The organism is Nocardia testacea NBRC 100365, from assembly GCF_000308775.1.
Classification (GTDB): Bacteria; Actinomycetota; Actinomycetes; order Mycobacteriales; family Mycobacteriaceae; genus Nocardia; species Nocardia testacea.
This window is the reverse complement of the sequence record NZ_BAGJ01000144.1, coordinates 1-16,433: the sequence shown is the minus strand read 5'-3', so window position 1 is coordinate 16,433 and position 16,433 is coordinate 1. Positions and strand designations below refer to the sequence as shown.

Below are 16,433 nucleotides of genomic sequence, written 5' to 3'. Positions count from 1 at the left end.
TTTCGGTGAGAAGGCCCGCGAAGTCCGTGACACCTCGCTGAAGGTGCCCCACGGTGAGTCGGGCAAGGTGATCGGTATCCGCGTCTTCTCCCGCGAAGACGACGACGATCTGCCTCCCGGCGTCAACGAACTCGTCCGGGTCTACGTGGCCCAGAAGCGCAAGATCCAGGACGGCGACAAGCTCGCCGGCCGCCACGGCAACAAGGGTGTGATCGGCAAGATCCTCCCCACCGAGGACATGCCGTTCATGCCCGACGGCACCCCGGTGGACATCATCTTGAACACCCATGGTGTGCCGCGTCGTATGAATATCGGGCAGATCCTGGAAACCCACCTCGGCTGGATCGGCAAGACCGGGTGGGATGTTCGGCTCACCGACGGCACCCGGCCCGAATGGGCGCAACACCTCCCCGACGAACTGCTCTCGGCGGCGCCGGAGACGAATCTGGCGACACCGGTGTTCGACGGGGCGCGCGAGGAAGAACTCGCCGGACTGCTGGCCTGCACGCGGCCGAATCGGGACGGCGAGGTCATGGTCGGAGCGGATGGTAAAGCGACCTTGTTCGACGGTCGTTCGGGTGAGCCGTTCCCGTACCCGGTGGCGGTCGGCTACATGTACATCCTGAAGCTGCATCACCTGGTCGATGAAAAGATCCACGCCCGCTCGACCGGTCCGTACTCGATGATCACCCAGCAGCCGCTGGGTGGTAAGGCGCAGTTCGGTGGTCAGCGGTTCGGTGAGATGGAGTGCTGGGCCATGCAGGCCTACGGCGCGGCCTACACGCTGCAGGAACTGCTGACCATCAAGTCCGACGATGTGGTGGGCCGGGTGAAGGTCTACGAGGCGATCGTCAAGGGCGAGAACATTCCGGAACCGGGCATCCCGGAATCGTTCAAGGTTCTGCTCAAGGAACTCCAGTCCCTGTGCCTCAATGTCGAGGTGCTGTCGGCCGACGGCGCGGCCATCGATCTGGGTCACGGGGACGACGACGAACTCGAGCACCGGGCCACGAACCTCGGAATCACACTGTCCCGGCAGGAATCACCCTCGATCGACGAACTCACGAGCTGAGAGCCCGGCCGGCCGCGTACCGGGTGCGCGGCTGCACTGTCTTCGCACCGAGGCACCGCGCATTCGCTCCGGCGCTCATCGGTGTCGCGGGCCGGTGCCGCAAGCCTCGACCCGGCACGACGATCACTGCGATGCGGCGATCGTCGTGCGCACCGGTGCCGTAGCCCACTCCGCCCGGGAATCCGTGGCTGTCCGAGCCTCGATAGGGTGCCCGGATGGGTGCCTACCGCGAGTACCGGCCGCCGACCGGACTGGAGCCGGTGGTGGCCTGTGTATGGGAAAGTGACGTTCTGGTGCGCGGCAGGCAGCGTGTCGTTCCGGATGGGTGCGTCGACCTGGTCTGGCTCGGTACCCGGCTTCTCGTTGTCGGCGCCGATACGAAACCATTGGTATGGGAGGCGACGGGCGAGGTCACCCACGGTATCCGGCTCCGGCCGGGGCTTGCCGGTGCCGTCCTGGGCGTCCCCGCCGACGAAGTACGTGACCAGCAGATCCCGCTGTCCCTGCTCTGGCCGGCCGCCGCAGACTGGACCGATGCCGCGGACTCGTCGGCGCGTGTCCGGCTGCTCACCGAGGCTCTGCTGCGGCGGAAGGCCGGACCGGATCCGCTTGTCGCCGCCGCCGTCTCCCGGCTGGGCCGTAGTGCGCGTGTCGGCGCTGTCGCGGACGAACTGGGCGTCAGCGAACGCCACCTCCACCGCCGAGTCACCGCGGCGGTCGGCTACGGCCCGAAGTTCTTGGCTCGGGTGCTCCGGTTGCGCAGACTCGCCGCGCTGCGCGCGGACTCGCTGGCCGACCGCGCGCATACGGTGGGTTATGCCGGCCAGGCGCATATGACATCGGAGGTACGACGCCTCACCGGCCTCACACCTGTCCGTTTTCTGAAAGACACCACGCTCACCGCTGCCTAGCCTCCGGTGCATGAGTATCGACCTGGAAGCCGCGCGGCGGTTCATCGAATCAGGGGCCCGTGTCCTGGAACGTCATCGGCTCGCCGCGTTTCTCGACGACGGGCCCGAGGGACCTGTACTGACCGCGCTCGCGGCATATCAGAACGAAGACGGCGGGTTCGGCCATGCCCTCGAACCGGACGTGCGGTGCCCCGGCAGCCAGCCGGCGGCGGCACTGGCGGCGCTCGACGTGCTCACCGGCATCAACGTCTCCCACAACACCCCCATGGTCACCGCGGTCGCCGACTGGATCGCCACCATCGCCCACCCCGACGGCGGTATCCCCACCGTGTTGCCCTCCGCGGACGGTCACCCGCGCGCACCCTGGATGACGCCGAGTCCGGAGGCGGGGTTTCTCACCTACGCACTCGCGGCTCGGATGTGGCAGCTCGGCGTGCGGACTGCGTGGCTCGACACAGCAACCGCCTGGTGCTGGAACCAGATCGAGGCAATCGACCAACCAGTCGGATACACCGTCGAATTCGCGCTTCGGTTCCTCGACGCGGTCCCCGATCCGGCCCGTGCCGCCGCCGCCATCGAGCGGCTACATCCCGCGATCCGCGCCGACGGCACGGTGCCCGTGGAAGGAGGAATCGACAACGAGCACATAAGACCCCTCGACCTCTCACCCCGGCCCACGGCGCCGAGCCGGGCCCTGTTCGACGACACGACGATCACCGCCGAACTGGACCGACTCGAACGCGGACAACTCGACGACGGCGGCTGGGACTTCCACTTCCTGCACTACTCGCCCGGTCAGACCGTCGAATGGCGCGGCCTGACCACATTGGCCGCCCTGCGAACCCTGCGCGCCCACGGACGGATCTGACCCGGACCACCCCACTGTGACTGCCCGCTCGGGCCTACGCCGTGTCTCGAAACCTCGGTCGAGGTACGGCCGGGGCGCGGCGCCGAACAATCGGCTCGGTCGTCGTTCGGACTCCGCGGGTGGTGTCGCGGCCGACCGCCCCGGTGCAGCGGACCCCGGGCTCAGCCCAGGGGAAGCGCGGCGCGGATGGTGGCCACATGCGCTGCCGCGCTTCCCGTGTTGTCGATCAGGATGCGTGGTTCGGTGAACGGCTCCCAGCGCCGGGCCCGGACCTGGGCCCAGGTCGGGTTGCCCTGGCCCGGCCGGTCGGGGGTGCGGGATTCCACCCGCCGGCGATGTTCGGCCGTATCCGAGCAGATCACCTCCACCCAGTGCAGCGGTACCTTCGTTCCGAGTGCCAGATCCGTCCACATCGTTCTGGCCTCCCGAAGGTTATTGCACGCGTCGACGACCACGGGCCGTCCGCCGAGCAGCTGATCTTCGGCCACCCAGGCCGCCGCGACGTAACCGACTGGATTGTTCTCGAACGGCGCCAATGTCGACACGATCGCCGCTTCGAAGGTATCGATACGCAGGAACGTCGCGCCGAGCTCGTCGGCGAGAGCACGTGCCAGGGTGGTCTTTCCGCATCCCGGTAGACCGGCGAACACCACCAGACGAGGAGACCCGGCTGCCATAGGGCCGATCCTATGTTCCGGACCCGAGACGATATCCGCGGGCGCGCACACACCGGATCGGCCGGGCAGCTGCCACGGTCGCGAACGAGCTAGTCGCGACCGGAACGACCGCCGGGCGTATTACCGGTGAAGGCGTCCCATTCGGTGGCGGTGAAGACGAGTGCCGGGCTGGTGGGATTCTTGGAATCACGGACGCCGACCTGCCCGCCGTCGAGAAACGCGACTTCCACGCACTCCTTGGTTCCGCCACTGCGACTGCTCTTGAACCACTTCGCCTCGGATAGGTCGATGTTCACCGTTGGTGCTCCCTTGCTGCCGTGCGCAGCAGATTCCTGCTGCTGACCTCATCCAGCGCGGCGCGTTGAACGAGATCGCACGCCTCTACGTATCGCTGCACAATACCGACCTTCTCGCTGTACATGTCGCCGGTGTAATTCTCGGCGTAGACGATCGTCGGCTCGGCCGGCCTGCCCGGACCGTCCGCGTCGAATTCCATGATCACGAAGGGGCCGATCTGCTCACCGACCGGCATACCGGCGGAAAAAGGTAGGACGCGCAGCCGGACATTCGGGAGCGTGCCGGCATCGGCGAGATGTCGCAATTGTGTTGCCATGACCCGGGGTCCGCCGATCGACCTGCGCAATACCGTCTCGGCCAGGACAACGTTCAGCCGGGCCGGCCTGGTTTTCCGGGTAATCAGCGCCTGCCGTCTCATCTTGAGCCGAACACGCTGTTCGCGTTCTTCCCCGGTGTCGTCGGGACTCGCGACCCGAGCCAACGCGCGTGCGTAGTCCTGGGTCTGCAACAGGCCGGGCACCAGGTCGGGTTGATAGGTCGTCAAGACCCGGGCCGCGGATTCCAGTCCCATGTACACACTGAAGTTGGCCGGGATCACACTGCCGAATTCGTGCCACCAGGACTTCGCGCCTGTTTCGCGGGCCAGTCCCCGCAACCCCGCCGCTTTGTCCTCGTCGATCTCGTAGATCTCGATCAACCCGTCCAGATCGCGGATGCGGATCCGCTGGTTCTGCCCCGTCTCGATGCGTTGCAGGCTGCTCTTGCCCCACTCCATGAGCGCCGCCGCTTCGGCCATGGTCAGGCCGATCGCTTCGCGTGCTTCGCGCAGATACCGGCCGAGCTGCCGTCTGGTGATACTGCTGTCCCTATCAGTCAAAACCGTCCCCTTTTTGGCTGGATGAGAGCTGGCGAATCGCCAGATATGCATACTCGCAGTCCGGCAGCGGCACGCCGGTTTTCGGTTTTCTCGCGGGTTCGGTCCTTCGTGCCGTCCCGGGGGGCGGGGGCGGACGGGTGCGGCGGCCTCCTTCAGCCGGCGGCTATGGTCTCCCGCATGGCCGCGGCGGTGGCGGCCGGGTCGTAGCCGGGGGCGACGCCGTCGACCAGGATCAGGTCGCCGTCGATATGCCGCGAGCGCAGCGGCGCGATCTCCCGGTAGGCGGGCGAATCCCACCACGCCCGGGCCTCGTCGATTCCCGGGAAACCGATCACCACCACGAAACCGGGCCAGCGGCCTTCCACCACCTCGTGCTGGGTGGCATGGACGAGAAACCGGCCGCCGAAGGGTTCGAGGGTGGCGGGGATGCGCTCGATGTACTCGGCGATCTCGGGGTGCGGATCGGCCGGCTGCAGGTGGGCGATGGCGTAGGCGGGCATGTCGTCGTCCTTTCGATCGGTTCGATGTACCGATCATGACGGCGTGGCGGCCGCGGCACGATTACCTCGGAGGTAAACGGATCGACTACTCGCGGCGTAATGCGGCGGCGAGGGCGGCGATCTGCTCGGCGGGCGGGTCGTATCCGGGGAAGTAGCAGCACACCCGGTCGGTGAAATCGCCGAAGCGGCGGAGGATCTCGGCGGCGCAATCCTGCGGGGTACCGCGGACGGCGAGGGTGTCGACCATATGATCGGAGATCCGGTCGAACATGGTCATGATGTTGCCGGTCTTGGAGAGTGCGTTGAGCTCCGGTTGCAGTTGCTCCCAGCCCTCGACCTCGAGCACCGGCCGGTACGCCGGGGTCGAACTGTAGAAGGCGAGCAGGCCGCGTACCCCGGTCGAGGCCGCCGTGAGTTCGTCCGCTGATCCGCCCATCGCCACGATCACCTGCGGATAGATCGGGAATTCGGTGCGGCCCGCCTGTTTCATCCCCTCCGCCACGGCGGGCAGCGTGCGCTCCCGGAAATGGCGATGGCTGTGGAAGGGCATCACCAGCAGTCCGTCCGCGACTTCGGCGGCGGTCCGGGTCATCAACGGGCCGAGCGCACCGAGCAGGACCGGCGGCCGCCCATATGGGTTGGGGCCGGGGACGAAGGTGCTCGGCATGAGAGTGTGCCGGGTGTGCTCGCCGCGGAAATCCAAGGGCGTACCGTCCTGCCAGGAGTCCAGAATCGTGCGTACCGCCAGCACGATCTCGCGCATCCGGGCCGCCGGAGCGGACCATGTGGCGCCGTAACGCTTCTCGATATGAGGGCGGATCTGCGAACCGAGCCCGAGCCGGAAACGCCCACCCGACATGAGTTGCAGGTCCCATGCGGCATGCGCGAGATGCATCGGACTGCGCGGCATGGCGATCGCGACATTGGTCATCAGGTCGGCATCCACCAGGCCGGCGACGGCGGCCAGGGGGAGCAGGACATCGTGGGGGCCTTCGAAGGTGAACAGCCCCGCGGCGCCGGCGTCGACGAGGGTCCGGGCGCGTTCGGCGCTGCGGTCCGGGCGGGCGTCCAACTGGAGATCGAGCAGCATCAGTTCATCCAAGTACACCCGGGCGGTCTCGGACACCGGTTCGGCCCGGCCGGGCCGAACCGGTATCGGAGGCCGAGGCGGACGGGCCGGTGCGCCCTTCCGCCTCGGCTCTCGTCACCTACCTTCCGGCTGTGCCGTCGGTCGCGAGTTCGCCCGCTTCCGATTGAACCGGCTCCGCCAGCGCCCGGCGCATCACTTCCGAGCCCTGTTCGACGAATTCCGATATCGGCGCGGCGAGTTCGTCCGGCAGTACGTCGGTATGCCAGACGAACAGTGTTCCGCCCCCCGCGTCGGGCAGTGCCTGCATGGAGGCGTGGTGGTGGGACGGGTGCAGGCTGCCACCGACGACGGAGTAGGCGACCCGCTTGCGCACCGGGTCGAGATCGACGAGCCGTTCGGCGACGATCGTGCCGTCGGCGAAGGTGACGGTCCGCGTATCCGCGTCCAGCCGGGTGCCGGTGACGAAGCCGGGGGCGAGGCGCTCGTGCACCGCGCCGAAATCACCGAGTATCTCCCACACCTGCTCGGGTGTGGCGTCGACGACGAATTCCTTGTGAATGGATGCCATGTAGTCCTCCTGTGGTGGGCCCACTCAGCATTCATTCCGGACCGTCCCGGGTATTGAAGATCTTTGCGCGGCGTCGCGTGTCGTAGCCCGGGCGTACGGTCTCCGGGTGCTGTCCGCTGTAGCCCTCGCCGCCCGGCCCGCGTTCGCCGTCACCGCGGTGACCTGCCGCTCCGACCACACCCGCTGGTCGGAGCCGGAAGTACGCGAAGACCAGCGCCTGGTGCTCGTGCGCCGCGGCCGGTTCCGGCGGCAGTCCGGCGAGGGGTCCGCCGACCTCGACCCGACGGTCGGCTATCTGGGCGCACCGGGCGAGGAGGAACGGTTCGCCCATCCCGCCGGCGGGGACCTCTGCACCGCGGTGACCATCGCGCCCGAACTCTGGTCGGGGCGCACGGGCGCGGTGTACGTCGACGCCCGTATCGAGCTCGCACATCGGCGGCTGCTCGCGGCCGCCGATGGCGGCGATATCGACTACGCGCTGGCCGAAGAACTGCTCCGGCTCGTCGCGCTCGCCGCCGGACAGCCGAGCCCCCGGCCGCGGCCCGCCGACCGGGCGCTGGTCGCCGCGGCCCGGGAAGCGATTCTCGCGGGAGTTCCGGAGTCGGACGGGCTACCGACGCTGGCCGCCCTGTTGAATGTCTCGCCGTACCGGCTGAGCCGGGCGTTCTCCCGGCTCATGGGTCTGTCGCTGACCCGCTATCGCAACCGGGTCCGCGTCGGCCGGGCGCTGGACCGGCTCACCGACGGCGAAACCGGACTCGCCGAGCTCGCCGCGGATCTCGGTTTCGCCGACCAGGCGCATCTGACCCGTACCGTCCGTGCCCACCTCGGCGACACCCCGCTCGCACTGCGCCGGCTCCTCGCGGCACCGGTCACCGGGCCGGCCCGCCGGGCGCGGCCACGCCCGTGACCGAGCCGGCCCGTGCTGCGCAGCACGTGCGCGTCGCGCATCGTCCGGGCCGGCAATCCCCGGGTGTCCGCGATAACGCCACCGCGCCGGGCCGGGCGGCACCGGTGGACGCTATGAAACCGTGTTCGTATCCTCGTCGCATGAGGGCGGAGTACGACGAGGTCGACGAGAAGATCATGGACGCCGCGCTCGAACGGATCCTGCAACTCGGGATCCGCCGCTCCAGCCTGGAGGACATCGCGCGACGCGCCGGGATCAACCGGATCACCATCCACCGCAGATTCGCCGGCAAGGACAAACTCGTCGAGGCCGTCATCGAACGCGAGACCCGGCGCATGCTGGACGAGGTCACCGCGATCGCCACCACCGCCGACGGGGTGGATGCCCAGATCGAGGAGACCACCCTGCACGTCCTGTTGCAGACCCGCATCCACCGATTGGTCACTCACCTCCTGCGGGTCGCCCCGGACGAAGCGCTGAGCTTCTACACCGTGCAGGGTGAGCACCTGGTCGGCCTCGGTATCGACTACATCTCCGGCATGCTCACCTACGCTCAGAACGCCGGCCTGATCGATCGGTACGACCCGCGCCCGGTCGCCGAACTGGTCGCCCGCCTCGCCCATTCACTGATGCTCACCCCGGGCAACAGCGCCGGCACCGACTTCACCGATCCCGAACAGGCCCGCGCGTTCGTCCGCACGACCATCGTCCCGCTGATGAAACACGGTATTCCCGCCCCGCCTCCGGACGACTCCCGCGCCGGGGCCCGGCCGGCTTCGTGAAGCCCGACCCCGGTGCCTTTGTCGTGACCGCGCGGCCGACCCGGGCGCTCCCGACCCGCTGCGGGGCCCGGGCCCGGCTGGTCTCGTGGAGGTAGGTTCGACGGGGTGAATGTGCACGTGGGAGGGATCGAACTCGTCGACATACCGCCGGGGCGGGTGCAGTTGTCGGATCGGCGGACTCGGCGCAGTTGGCCGGTGGACCTCGATCCGTACCGGCTGGGAGCGGTTCCTGTCACACGGTCGCAGTACGCGCAGTTCACCGGCCACCGTCCGGGAGACGGCCGGGAAGAACGGCTGCCCGCCGACAGCATCTCCTGGAACGAGGCAGTTCGCTTCTGCAATGCCCTGTCCGAACGCGACGGCCTGACCCCGGCGTACCGGCTCGGCGACGAGGAGGTCACCTGGCTCGGCTCGGCCGACGGATACCGGCTGCCGACCGAGGCGGAGTGGGAACACGCGTGCCGCGCGGGCACCACCGGCCCGCGCTACGGTCCGCTCGACGATATCGCCCGGTACCGCGGCAATTCCGCCGACCGGCTGCCCGAGGTGGGAACCCGGCGGCCCAACACGTGGGGGCTCTACGACATGCTCGGCACGGTCTGGGAATGGTGCTGGGACCTCTATGATCCGGACGTCTACGGCAGCTACCGGGTGCTTCGCGGCGGCGGGTGGTTCGACGAACACTGGAGCTGCCGCGCCTCGGTCCGCCGCCGCAGCCATCCCACGGTCCGGCTCGACGATATCGGTTTCCGCGTCGCGCGGTCGGCGTGACGACGACCTCCGCGCTGCGCGGGCGCAACACCGACTCAGGGCCCGAAATCCGCTGGTCGTGATCGTGACCCCTCCGGCACACTGGCCGCGTGGCCGTAACGGAGAAGGCGGTGCCGGCGCCGAGCCGGGCCCGGGCGACCGCGCTGAGCTCGCTCTCGTGGGTGCTGTTCGCGAGTTCGGGTTCGCTGGCCGCGGCGGTGATGGCGGCGGGCTGGTCGCCGGCCGCGGTGACCTCGGTGCGTCTCGCGGCGGCCGCGGCACTGCTGGCGCCGGTGGTCGCGGTATCGCGGCCGTGGGCGTTGCGGTTCGGCCGCGCCGACCTGTGGTTGCTGTTCGGCTACGGGGTGCTCGGTGTCGGCGGGGTGCAGTTGCTGTTCTTCGCGGCGGTGGCCCGGATCCCGGTCGGTGTGGCGATGATCCTGGTCAACGTGGCTCCGTCGCTGGTCGCACTCTGGGTGCGGGTGGTGCGGGGCATCCGGTTGCCCCGGCTGGTGTGGATGGGGATCGCGCTGGCCTCGGCGGGATCGGTGCTGGTCGCCCAGGTCTGGCGGGACTCCGGGCTGGACCTGCTCGGCGTGGCCGCCGGGCTGGGCGCGGCGCTCTGCTCGGCCGGGTACTTCCTGCTCGGTGAACACGGTGCGCGCAGGCACGACCCCGCGGGCCTCACCGCGACCGGACTGGCGATCGGCGCGGTGCTGGTGGCGGTGATCGCCCCGCCGTGGACACTGCCGTCGGATCCGCTCACCGGCGTCGCGGTACTGGGTGGCCTGCGGGTCCCGGTGTGGACGGTGCTGCTCGCGCTGGCCATTGTCGGTACCGTGCTGCCCTACCTGGCCGGATTGCGGGCGCTGCGCGACCTCCCCGTCGCCCTGGCCGGGGTGCTGGCCCTGCTGGAACCGGTAGTGGCCGCCGCGCTGGCCTGGCTGCTGCTGGGCCAAGCGCTCGGGCCGGCGCAACTGGCCGGGGCGGCGATCGTGCTCTCCGGCGCGGTATTGGTGCAACTGGCCGGGCCCGGAACGATTGCCGGAGAACCGGACCGGCCCGGCGGGCGCCGACGGTGACAGGGCCGGCTCGAATGTGTGGTTTCGTCCGGCCCTCGCCGTCGCTCGGCCGCCACGACCCGGCGCCTGCCGGGGCGTGGCGGCCGGAGCGGCTGCCGGGCGCGGCCCCTCAGGGCTCGAGGTCGACCACGCCTTTGCCGCTGGCGATATCGAATGGCACCGACACCTGATCGTGCGCGATCAACCAGATGCCGTCGACCTTGCGCAGCCCGTACGTGACCCGCACCCACATGCCGGTGACCGCTGTCCCGTCTTTCAGGGTGCCGCCCAGCCGTGCGAAAGCGTGCCCGAACGCCACATCGTCACCGATGGTGAAAGCCGCATCGCGGATCTCGTAGGTCACGTTCTCGAAGATCCGGAACACCTTCGCCCAGTTCTCCAGCTTCGCCGCGGTCCCGACGTGCTGGAGCGGCGGCTCGACATCGAAGGATACGACGTCGGGGGTGTACAGCTGCCGTAGTGCCTCGAGGTCTCCCGTTCCGAGCCCCTCGATCACCTTGTCGAGCTGTGCGCGGATCGCGGTCTCGTCCGTCTCGACGCCTTCAGCGCGCGACCGAGAGTGCGGTGTCGTCATGATCGGTTCCTTCCGAGTCGATGTGCGGGGTGTCGGCGCCGGTCCGGCGGAGCGGCGCCAGGGCAGTGCTCCAGGCGAGAACCTGATCCAGCAGCGTGCCCAGCGCGGCGGCGTGGTGCTCACGCGGTGTGAACGTGGTGAAGTTCTCGAAATCGGTGTGCAGCGAGATCGCGACCTGATGGCTCACATCGGCCATACCCAGCGTGCTGCAGACCGCCCGCAGCTGGACCACCGCGCGAGCTCCACCGCCCGCCCCGTAGGAGACGAACCCGATCGCCTTGTCGGCCCATTCCGCGCACAGGTGGTCGAAGGCGTTCTTGAGCACGCCGGGCGGGCCGCCGTTGTACTCCGGGGTCACCACCACGAAACCGTCGAAAGGGGCGATCCGCTCGGCCCACGCGCGGGTGTGCGCATGGACCGACGGACCGAACATGGGCGCCACGGGTTCGTCCAGATGCGGTAGCGGGTGGTCGCGGAGATCGATCAGTTCGAATTCGGCGTCGCCGCGCCGGGCCGCCGTCTCCAGCACCCACCGGGCGACCTGCGGGCCGTTGCGGTTGGGCCGGGTACTGCCGAGGATGATGCCGATTCTGATCACTGCCGGAACTCCTGCTCTGCTGAAGGTGTCACGACCCCCCGACGAGACAGCCCCGCGGAATGTCAGGCCGCCTCACAGATCGGGTCGCCGATTCGTCGAGTTCGATAGGAGACACGCCGAGCGAAGGAGCCGACCATGACCGACCCGCACCTGGACGCGGTGATCAGTGAACGCCGTCAGCTGATCAATATCGCCTACCGGCTGCTCGGCTCGCTGGCCGAGGCCGAGGACGTGGTGCAGGAGACCTACGCGCGCTGGTACGCGCTGCCGGAGCGGCAGCGGCAGGAAGTGGCGGCGCCCGGCGCGTGGCTGACCACGGTCGCCGGCCGGATCTGCTTCGATCTGCTCGGCTCGGCCCGCAGCAGGCGGGAACGCTATGTCGGTGACTGGATTCCGGAACCGATACCCGGCAGGTCCGAATGGCCGGACGGTTCCGCCCCCGCCGACCCGGCCGACCGGATCACTCTCGACGAGTCGATCGGTATGGCCTTCCTCGTCGTGCTGGACTCCATGACACCGGCCGAGCGGGTGGCGTTCGTGCTGCACGACGTCTACCGCTACTCCTTCGCCGAAGTCGCCGATATCGTCGGGCGCACCCCCGCCGCGTGCCGTCAGCTCGCCTCCAGCGCCCGCCGCCGTATCGATACCTCGCGGGGGCCGTCGGGCGCCGAACGCGCCGCCGTGGTCCGGGATTTCAAACGCGCCTGGCAAGCACAGGACATCGAGGCCTTGATCGGCCTCCTCGATCCGCGGGCGCGGGCCACGGCCGACGGCGGCGGTCTGGCGCCGGCGTTCCTCGAACCGATCGACGGCGGCGAACAGATCGCGCGCAGCTGGCTGGAGATCGCCGCCCGCAACCCCGGCTTCATCCTGCTGGAACACACGGTGAACGGCCAACCCGGACTGGTGGCACAAGTGGACGGCGCCATCGTCGCGGTATACGCCTTCGATATCGCCGACGGCCTGATCACTCGCATCTGGGCGATCCGGAATCCGGAGAAACTGCGACCCTGGACGGTCGCGAATGGCTGAGCGCGCGGATCAGGGTTCGCGGTTGACGCCGGGATGGCGGTATTCGAGGTACCCCGATGTCGGCTGGTAGCTCGCATCCAGTGTGACGTGCGCCTCCAACTCCGGATACGGCAGGTAGGCGCCCGACCGCGTCTGTTCGAGCCTGGTGGTGGGGTAGACGACTCCGCGCACCGGGCCGATCAGATCGGTATGGCTGTGCAGGTATCCGGCGATCGACTCGACCAGCTTCGGATCCGTGACGCCTGACCCTTGGGTGACCAGCACCACCGGACGCCGCGATCCGGGGATGGTGTCGATCATCTCGTCGAACTCCGGGCGACGGGCAATCAGCGGAGGGGCGCGCGGGCCGCGGTCGATCCGGCCCGCAGTGACGACGATAGCTGTCATCCATCGCCCGGACGGCGAAATGCTCGTCTGTTCCAGATCCGCGGGCCCACCTCTTCAACCGGTGTCGCACCCGGAAACGGCGGGGTGGCGCCGAAACGCGCGACGCCGGACGCGCGTACCTTCCACGGAAGGACACACGCCCGGCGTCGGGCAGGTGCCGGGACTCACTCGGTGGGCGCGAACGCCTCCTCGATGATCTCGGCCTGCTCCACCGCGTGCACCTTGCTCGAACCCGAGGACGGGGCCGACATGGCGCGCCGCGAGATACGGCGCAGGCGGCCCAGCCGCTCCGGCAGCAGCTCCGGCAGGTTCAGGCCGAAGAACGGCCACGCGCCCTGGTTCGCCGGCTCCTCCTGGACCCAGGCGATCTCGGTGGCGTTCGAGTACCGCTCCAGGGCCTCGTTCAACCGGAACTTGGGCAGCGGGTAGAGCTGCTCGACCCGGACGATGGCGACATCGTCACGCTTGCGCTTGGCCTTCGCGGCGGCCAGCTCGTAGTAGAGCTTGCCGCTGGTCAGCAGGATGCGCTTGACCGCCGCGCGGTCGCCGATGCCCTGCTCGTAAGTGGGCTCGTCGAATACCGAACGGAACTTGGACTCGGTGAAATCCTTGAGATCGCTGACCACGGCCTTGTTGCGCAGCATCGACTTCGGGGTGAAGACGATCAGCGGACGGCGGATACCGTCCAGCGCGTGCCGGCGCAGCAGGTGGAAGTAGTTCGCCGGGGTGGACGGCACTGCCACCGTCATCGAACCCTCCGCGCACAGCTGCAGGAAGCGCTCGATCCGGCCGGAGGTGTGGTCCGGGCCCTGACCTTCGTGCCCGTGCGGCAGCAGCAGCACGACCTCGGACAGCTGGCCCCACTTGGCCTCACCCGAGGAGATGAACTCGTCGATGATCGACTGGGCGCCGTTGACGAAGTCACCGAACTGGGCCTCCCACAGCACCAGCGCGTCCGGGTTACCCAGCGAATAGCCGTACTCGAAACCGACGGCGGCGAATTCGCTCAGCGCCGAATCGTGCACCGCGAACCAGCCCGGATTGGCGCTGTTGATGTTGTGCAGCGGGGTGTACTCTGCCGCGGTCTTCCGGTCGATGATCACCGAATGCCGCTGGGTGAAGGTGCCGCGGCGGGAATCCTGACCGGTCAGGCGGACCGCCCGGCCCTCGTCGATCAGGGTGCCGAAGGCCAGCAATTCGGCGAACGCCCAGTCGACCTTGCCCTCGTAGGCCATCTCGCGGCGCTTCTCCAGCACCGGCTGCACGCGCGGGTGCACGCTGAAACCGTCGGGCACATTCACGAACGCGTCGCCGATCCGCTGCAGCACCGATTTGTCGACCGCGGTGAGCACGGTGGACGGGACCTGCTGATCGTCCTCCACCGATTCGCTCGGCCCCGGTGGGTATTTCTCCAGCTCCCGGACCTCGTTGAAGACCCGCTCCAACTGCCCCTGGTAGTCGCGCAGGGCGTCTTCGGCTTCCTTCAGCGAGATATCACCGCGGCCGATCAGGCTCTCGGTGTAGCTCTTGCGGACACTGCGCTTGGTGTCGATGACGTCGTACATGTACGGCTGGGTCATCGAGGGGTCGTCGCCCTCGTTGTGGCCGCGACGGCGGTAGCAGATCAGGTCGATGACCACGTCCTTGCGGAACTTCTGCCGGAAATCGACCGCCAGGCGCGCGACCCAGTCGCAGGCCTCCGGGTCGTCGCCGTTGACGTGGAAGATCGGGGCGCCGATGAACTTGGCGATATCGGTCGAGTACTCGGTGGAGCGGCTGTTCTCCGGGGCCGTGGTGAAACCGATCTGGTTGTTGACCACGATGTGGATGGTGCCGCCCACGCGGTAGCCGCGCAGACCCGACAGGTTCAGTGTCTCGGCCACCACGCCCTGACCCGCGAACGCGGCGTCACCGTGCAGCATCAGCGGCACGACCGAGAAGCCCTCGGGGCCGTCGCCCTTGTCCAGCAGGTCCTGCTTCGCCCGGACCAGACCCTCGAGCACCGGGTCGACCGCTTCCAGATGCGAGGGGTTGGCGGTCAGCGAGACCTCGATCTCGTTGTCGCCGAACATCTGCAGGTAGTTGCCGCGCGCACCGAGGTGGTACTTCACATCGCCCGAGCCGTGGGTGGCGGCCGGGTTCATATTGCCCTCGAACTCGGTGAAGATCTTCGAGTACGGCTTGCCCACGATATTGGCCAGCACATTGAGGCGACCGCGGTGCGGCATACCGATGACGACCTCGTCGAGCGAATGCTCGGCGCACTGGTCGATCACCGCGTCCATCATCGGAATGACGGTTTCGGCGCCCTCCAGCGAGAAGCGCTTCTGGCCCACGTACTTGGTCTGCAGGAAGGTCTCGAACGCCTCGGCCGCGTTCAGCCGGTTCAGGATGTACTTCTGCTGGGCGACCGTCGGTTTGACGTGCTTCTGCTCCACCCGGTCCTGGATCCACTCGAGCTGATCGGTCTCCAGGATATGGGTGTATTCCACGCCGATGTGGCGGCAGTAGGAGTCGCGCAGCACCGACAGCACATCGCGCAGCTTCATCCGCTCTTCACCGTGGAAGCCGCCCACGTTGAAGTACCGGTCGAGATCCCACAGGGTGAGCCCGTGCTGGGTGACGTCGAGGTCGGGGTGGCTGCGGAACTTGTCCTTGACCAGGCGCAGCGGATCGGTGTCGGCCATCAGGTGGCCGCGGTTGCGGTACGCCGCGATCATCTCCAGCACGCGGGTGCTCTTGTCGACACCGCGTTCCTTGACGTCCTTGCGCCAGCGAACGGGCTCGTAAGGCACCGCCAGACCGTGGAAGATCTCGTCGTAGAACTCGTCTGCGATCAGCAGGTTGTGGATGGTGCGCAGGAAATCACCGGATTCCGCGCCCTGGATGATGCGGTGGTCGTAGGTGGAGGTCAGCGTCATGAGCTTGCCGATGCCGATCTCGGCGATCCGCTCGTCGCTCATGCCCTGGAACTCCGCCGGGTACTCCATGGCGCCCGCGCCGATGATCGCGCCCTGGCCCTGCATCAGGCGGGGTACGGAGTGCACGGTGCCGATGGTGCCCGGGTTGGTCAGCGAGATGGTGACCCCGCTGAAGTCCTCGGCGGTCAGCTTGCCGTCGCGCGCGCGGCGGACGATGTCCTCGTAGGCGGTGTGGAACTGACCGAAGGTCATCTCCTCACAGCCCTTGATGGCGGCGACGACCAAGGACCGGCTGCCGTCCTTGCCGGGCAGGTCGATGGCCAGACCGAGGTTGGTGTGCGCGGGGGTGACCGCGTTGGGTTTACCGTCGACCTCGGCGAAATGCCGGTTCATGTTCGGGAAGGCCTTCACCGCCTGCACGATCGCGTAGCCGAGCAGATGGGTGAAGGAGATCTTGCCGCCCCGGGTGCGGGCGAGATGGTTGTTGATGACCAGCCGGTTGTCGATCATCAACTTGGCCGGCACGGCCCGCACGCT

General features: G+C 68.3%; 18 protein-coding genes. 8 read left to right on the top strand and 10 right to left on the bottom strand.

The window, feature by feature from the left end:
* From ON38_RS19915 to ON38_RS19900, 3 genes are all read left to right on the top strand, one after another.
* A partial coding sequence (locus tag ON38_RS19915; RefSeq protein ID WP_039826394.1) for a DNA-directed RNA polymerase subunit beta occupies window positions 1-1,072 on the top strand: 1,072 nt, incomplete at its 5' end.
* Between the two features lie 215 nt (window positions 1,073-1,287).
* Entirely contained in the window at window positions 1,288-1,983 is a 696-nt protein-coding gene (locus tag ON38_RS19905; protein ID WP_039826392.1) for a DUF6597 domain-containing transcriptional factor, read from the top strand.
* A gap of 10 nt (window positions 1,984-1,993) precedes the next feature.
* Window positions 1,994-2,851 (top strand): hypothetical protein, encoded by an 858-nt coding sequence (locus tag ON38_RS19900; protein WP_039826391.1) that lies wholly within the window; start codon window positions 1,994-1,996, stop codon window positions 2,849-2,851.
* Window positions 2,852-3,012: 161 nt separating this feature from the next.
* Here ON38_RS19900 and ON38_RS19895 read toward each other — a convergent pair whose 3' ends face one another.
* The 6 genes from ON38_RS19895 to ON38_RS19870 form a co-directional block, all read right to left on the bottom strand.
* On the bottom strand, window positions 3,013-3,528 hold the full coding sequence (locus ON38_RS19895; protein ID WP_039826390.1) for a P-loop nucleotide/nucleoside kinase family protein: 516 nt from the start codon (window positions 3,526-3,528) through the stop codon (window positions 3,013-3,015).
* Between the two features lie 89 nt (window positions 3,529-3,617).
* Window positions 3,618-3,824, bottom strand: coding sequence for a DUF397 domain-containing protein (locus ON38_RS19890; protein ID WP_039826389.1), 207 nt, complete (start codon window positions 3,822-3,824; stop codon window positions 3,618-3,620).
* Window positions 3,821-4,702: a helix-turn-helix domain-containing protein gene (locus ON38_RS19885; RefSeq protein WP_039826401.1), complete on the bottom strand. Its 882-nt coding sequence runs from the start codon at window positions 4,700-4,702 to the stop codon at window positions 3,821-3,823. Before ON38_RS19885 ends, ON38_RS19890 begins: the two co-directional genes overlap by 4 nt.
* A 152-nt stretch (window positions 4,703-4,854) precedes the next feature.
* Complete coding sequence (locus ON38_RS19880) at window positions 4,855-5,202, bottom strand: DUF1330 domain-containing protein (protein ID WP_039826388.1); 348 nt, start codon at window positions 5,200-5,202, stop codon at window positions 4,855-4,857.
* A gap of 85 nt (window positions 5,203-5,287) precedes the next feature.
* The gene (locus tag ON38_RS19875) at window positions 5,288-6,292 is read right to left on the bottom strand and encodes a TIGR03617 family F420-dependent LLM class oxidoreductase (RefSeq protein WP_039826400.1); all 1,005 of its coding nucleotides are present in this window, start codon (window positions 6,290-6,292) and stop codon (window positions 5,288-5,290) included.
* 118 nt (window positions 6,293-6,410) lie between these two features.
* Window positions 6,411-6,860 carry an SRPBCC family protein gene (locus ON38_RS19870; RefSeq protein WP_051164994.1) on the bottom strand — a complete coding sequence of 150 codons (450 nt, stop codon included), beginning with the start codon at window positions 6,858-6,860 and terminating at the stop codon, window positions 6,411-6,413.
* Between the two features lie 106 nt (window positions 6,861-6,966).
* Here ON38_RS19870 and ON38_RS19865 point away from each other — a divergent pair, with 106 nt between their 5' ends.
* The 4 genes from ON38_RS19865 (at window position 6,967) to ON38_RS19850 (ending at window position 10,384) form a co-directional block, all read left to right on the top strand.
* Window positions 6,967-7,770, top strand: coding sequence for a helix-turn-helix domain-containing protein (locus ON38_RS19865; protein WP_039826387.1), 804 nt, complete (start codon window positions 6,967-6,969; stop codon window positions 7,768-7,770).
* A gap of 140 nt (window positions 7,771-7,910) precedes the next feature.
* Entirely contained in the window at window positions 7,911-8,552 is a 642-nt protein-coding gene (locus ON38_RS19860; protein ID WP_039826386.1) for a TetR/AcrR family transcriptional regulator, read from the top strand.
* 105 nt (window positions 8,553-8,657) lie between these two features.
* Complete coding sequence (locus ON38_RS19855; protein WP_083872863.1) at window positions 8,658-9,323, top strand: formylglycine-generating enzyme family protein; 666 nt, start codon at window positions 8,658-8,660, stop codon at window positions 9,321-9,323.
* An 89-nt stretch (window positions 9,324-9,412) separates the two neighbouring features.
* Entirely contained in the window at window positions 9,413-10,384 is a 972-nt protein-coding gene (locus tag ON38_RS19850) for an EamA family transporter (protein ID WP_051164992.1), read from the top strand.
* Between the two features lie 109 nt (window positions 10,385-10,493).
* Here the strand turns inward: ON38_RS19850 and ON38_RS19845 are convergent, their stop codons facing one another.
* Window positions 10,494-10,958, bottom strand: a complete 465-nt coding sequence (locus ON38_RS19845; protein WP_039826385.1) for a YybH family protein — start codon at window positions 10,956-10,958, stop codon at window positions 10,494-10,496.
* On the bottom strand, window positions 10,927-11,556 hold the full coding sequence (locus ON38_RS19840; protein ID WP_051164991.1) for an NADPH-dependent FMN reductase: 630 nt from the start codon (window positions 11,554-11,556) through the stop codon (window positions 10,927-10,929). Before ON38_RS19840 ends, ON38_RS19845 begins: the two co-directional genes overlap by 32 nt.
* A 135-nt stretch (window positions 11,557-11,691) precedes the next feature.
* Here ON38_RS19840 and sigJ point away from each other — a divergent pair, with 135 nt between their 5' ends.
* A complete protein-coding gene (gene sigJ, locus ON38_RS19835) occupies window positions 11,692-12,588 on the top strand; it encodes an RNA polymerase sigma factor SigJ (RefSeq protein WP_039826384.1) in 897 nt (298 codons plus the stop codon).
* Window positions 12,589-12,597: 9 nt separating this feature from the next.
* Here the strand turns inward: sigJ and ON38_RS19830 are convergent, their stop codons facing one another.
* Both ON38_RS19830 and ON38_RS19825 read right to left on the bottom strand, forming a co-directional pair.
* Window positions 12,598-12,975 (bottom strand): hypothetical protein, encoded by a 378-nt coding sequence (locus tag ON38_RS19830; RefSeq protein WP_157181821.1) that lies wholly within the window; start codon window positions 12,973-12,975, stop codon window positions 12,598-12,600.
* A 164-nt stretch (window positions 12,976-13,139) separates the two neighbouring features.
* The coding region (locus tag ON38_RS19825) for a multifunctional oxoglutarate decarboxylase/oxoglutarate dehydrogenase thiamine pyrophosphate-binding subunit/dihydrolipoyllysine-residue succinyltransferase subunit (protein ID WP_039826382.1) at window positions 13,140-16,433 on the bottom strand (3,294 nt) is incomplete at its 5' end.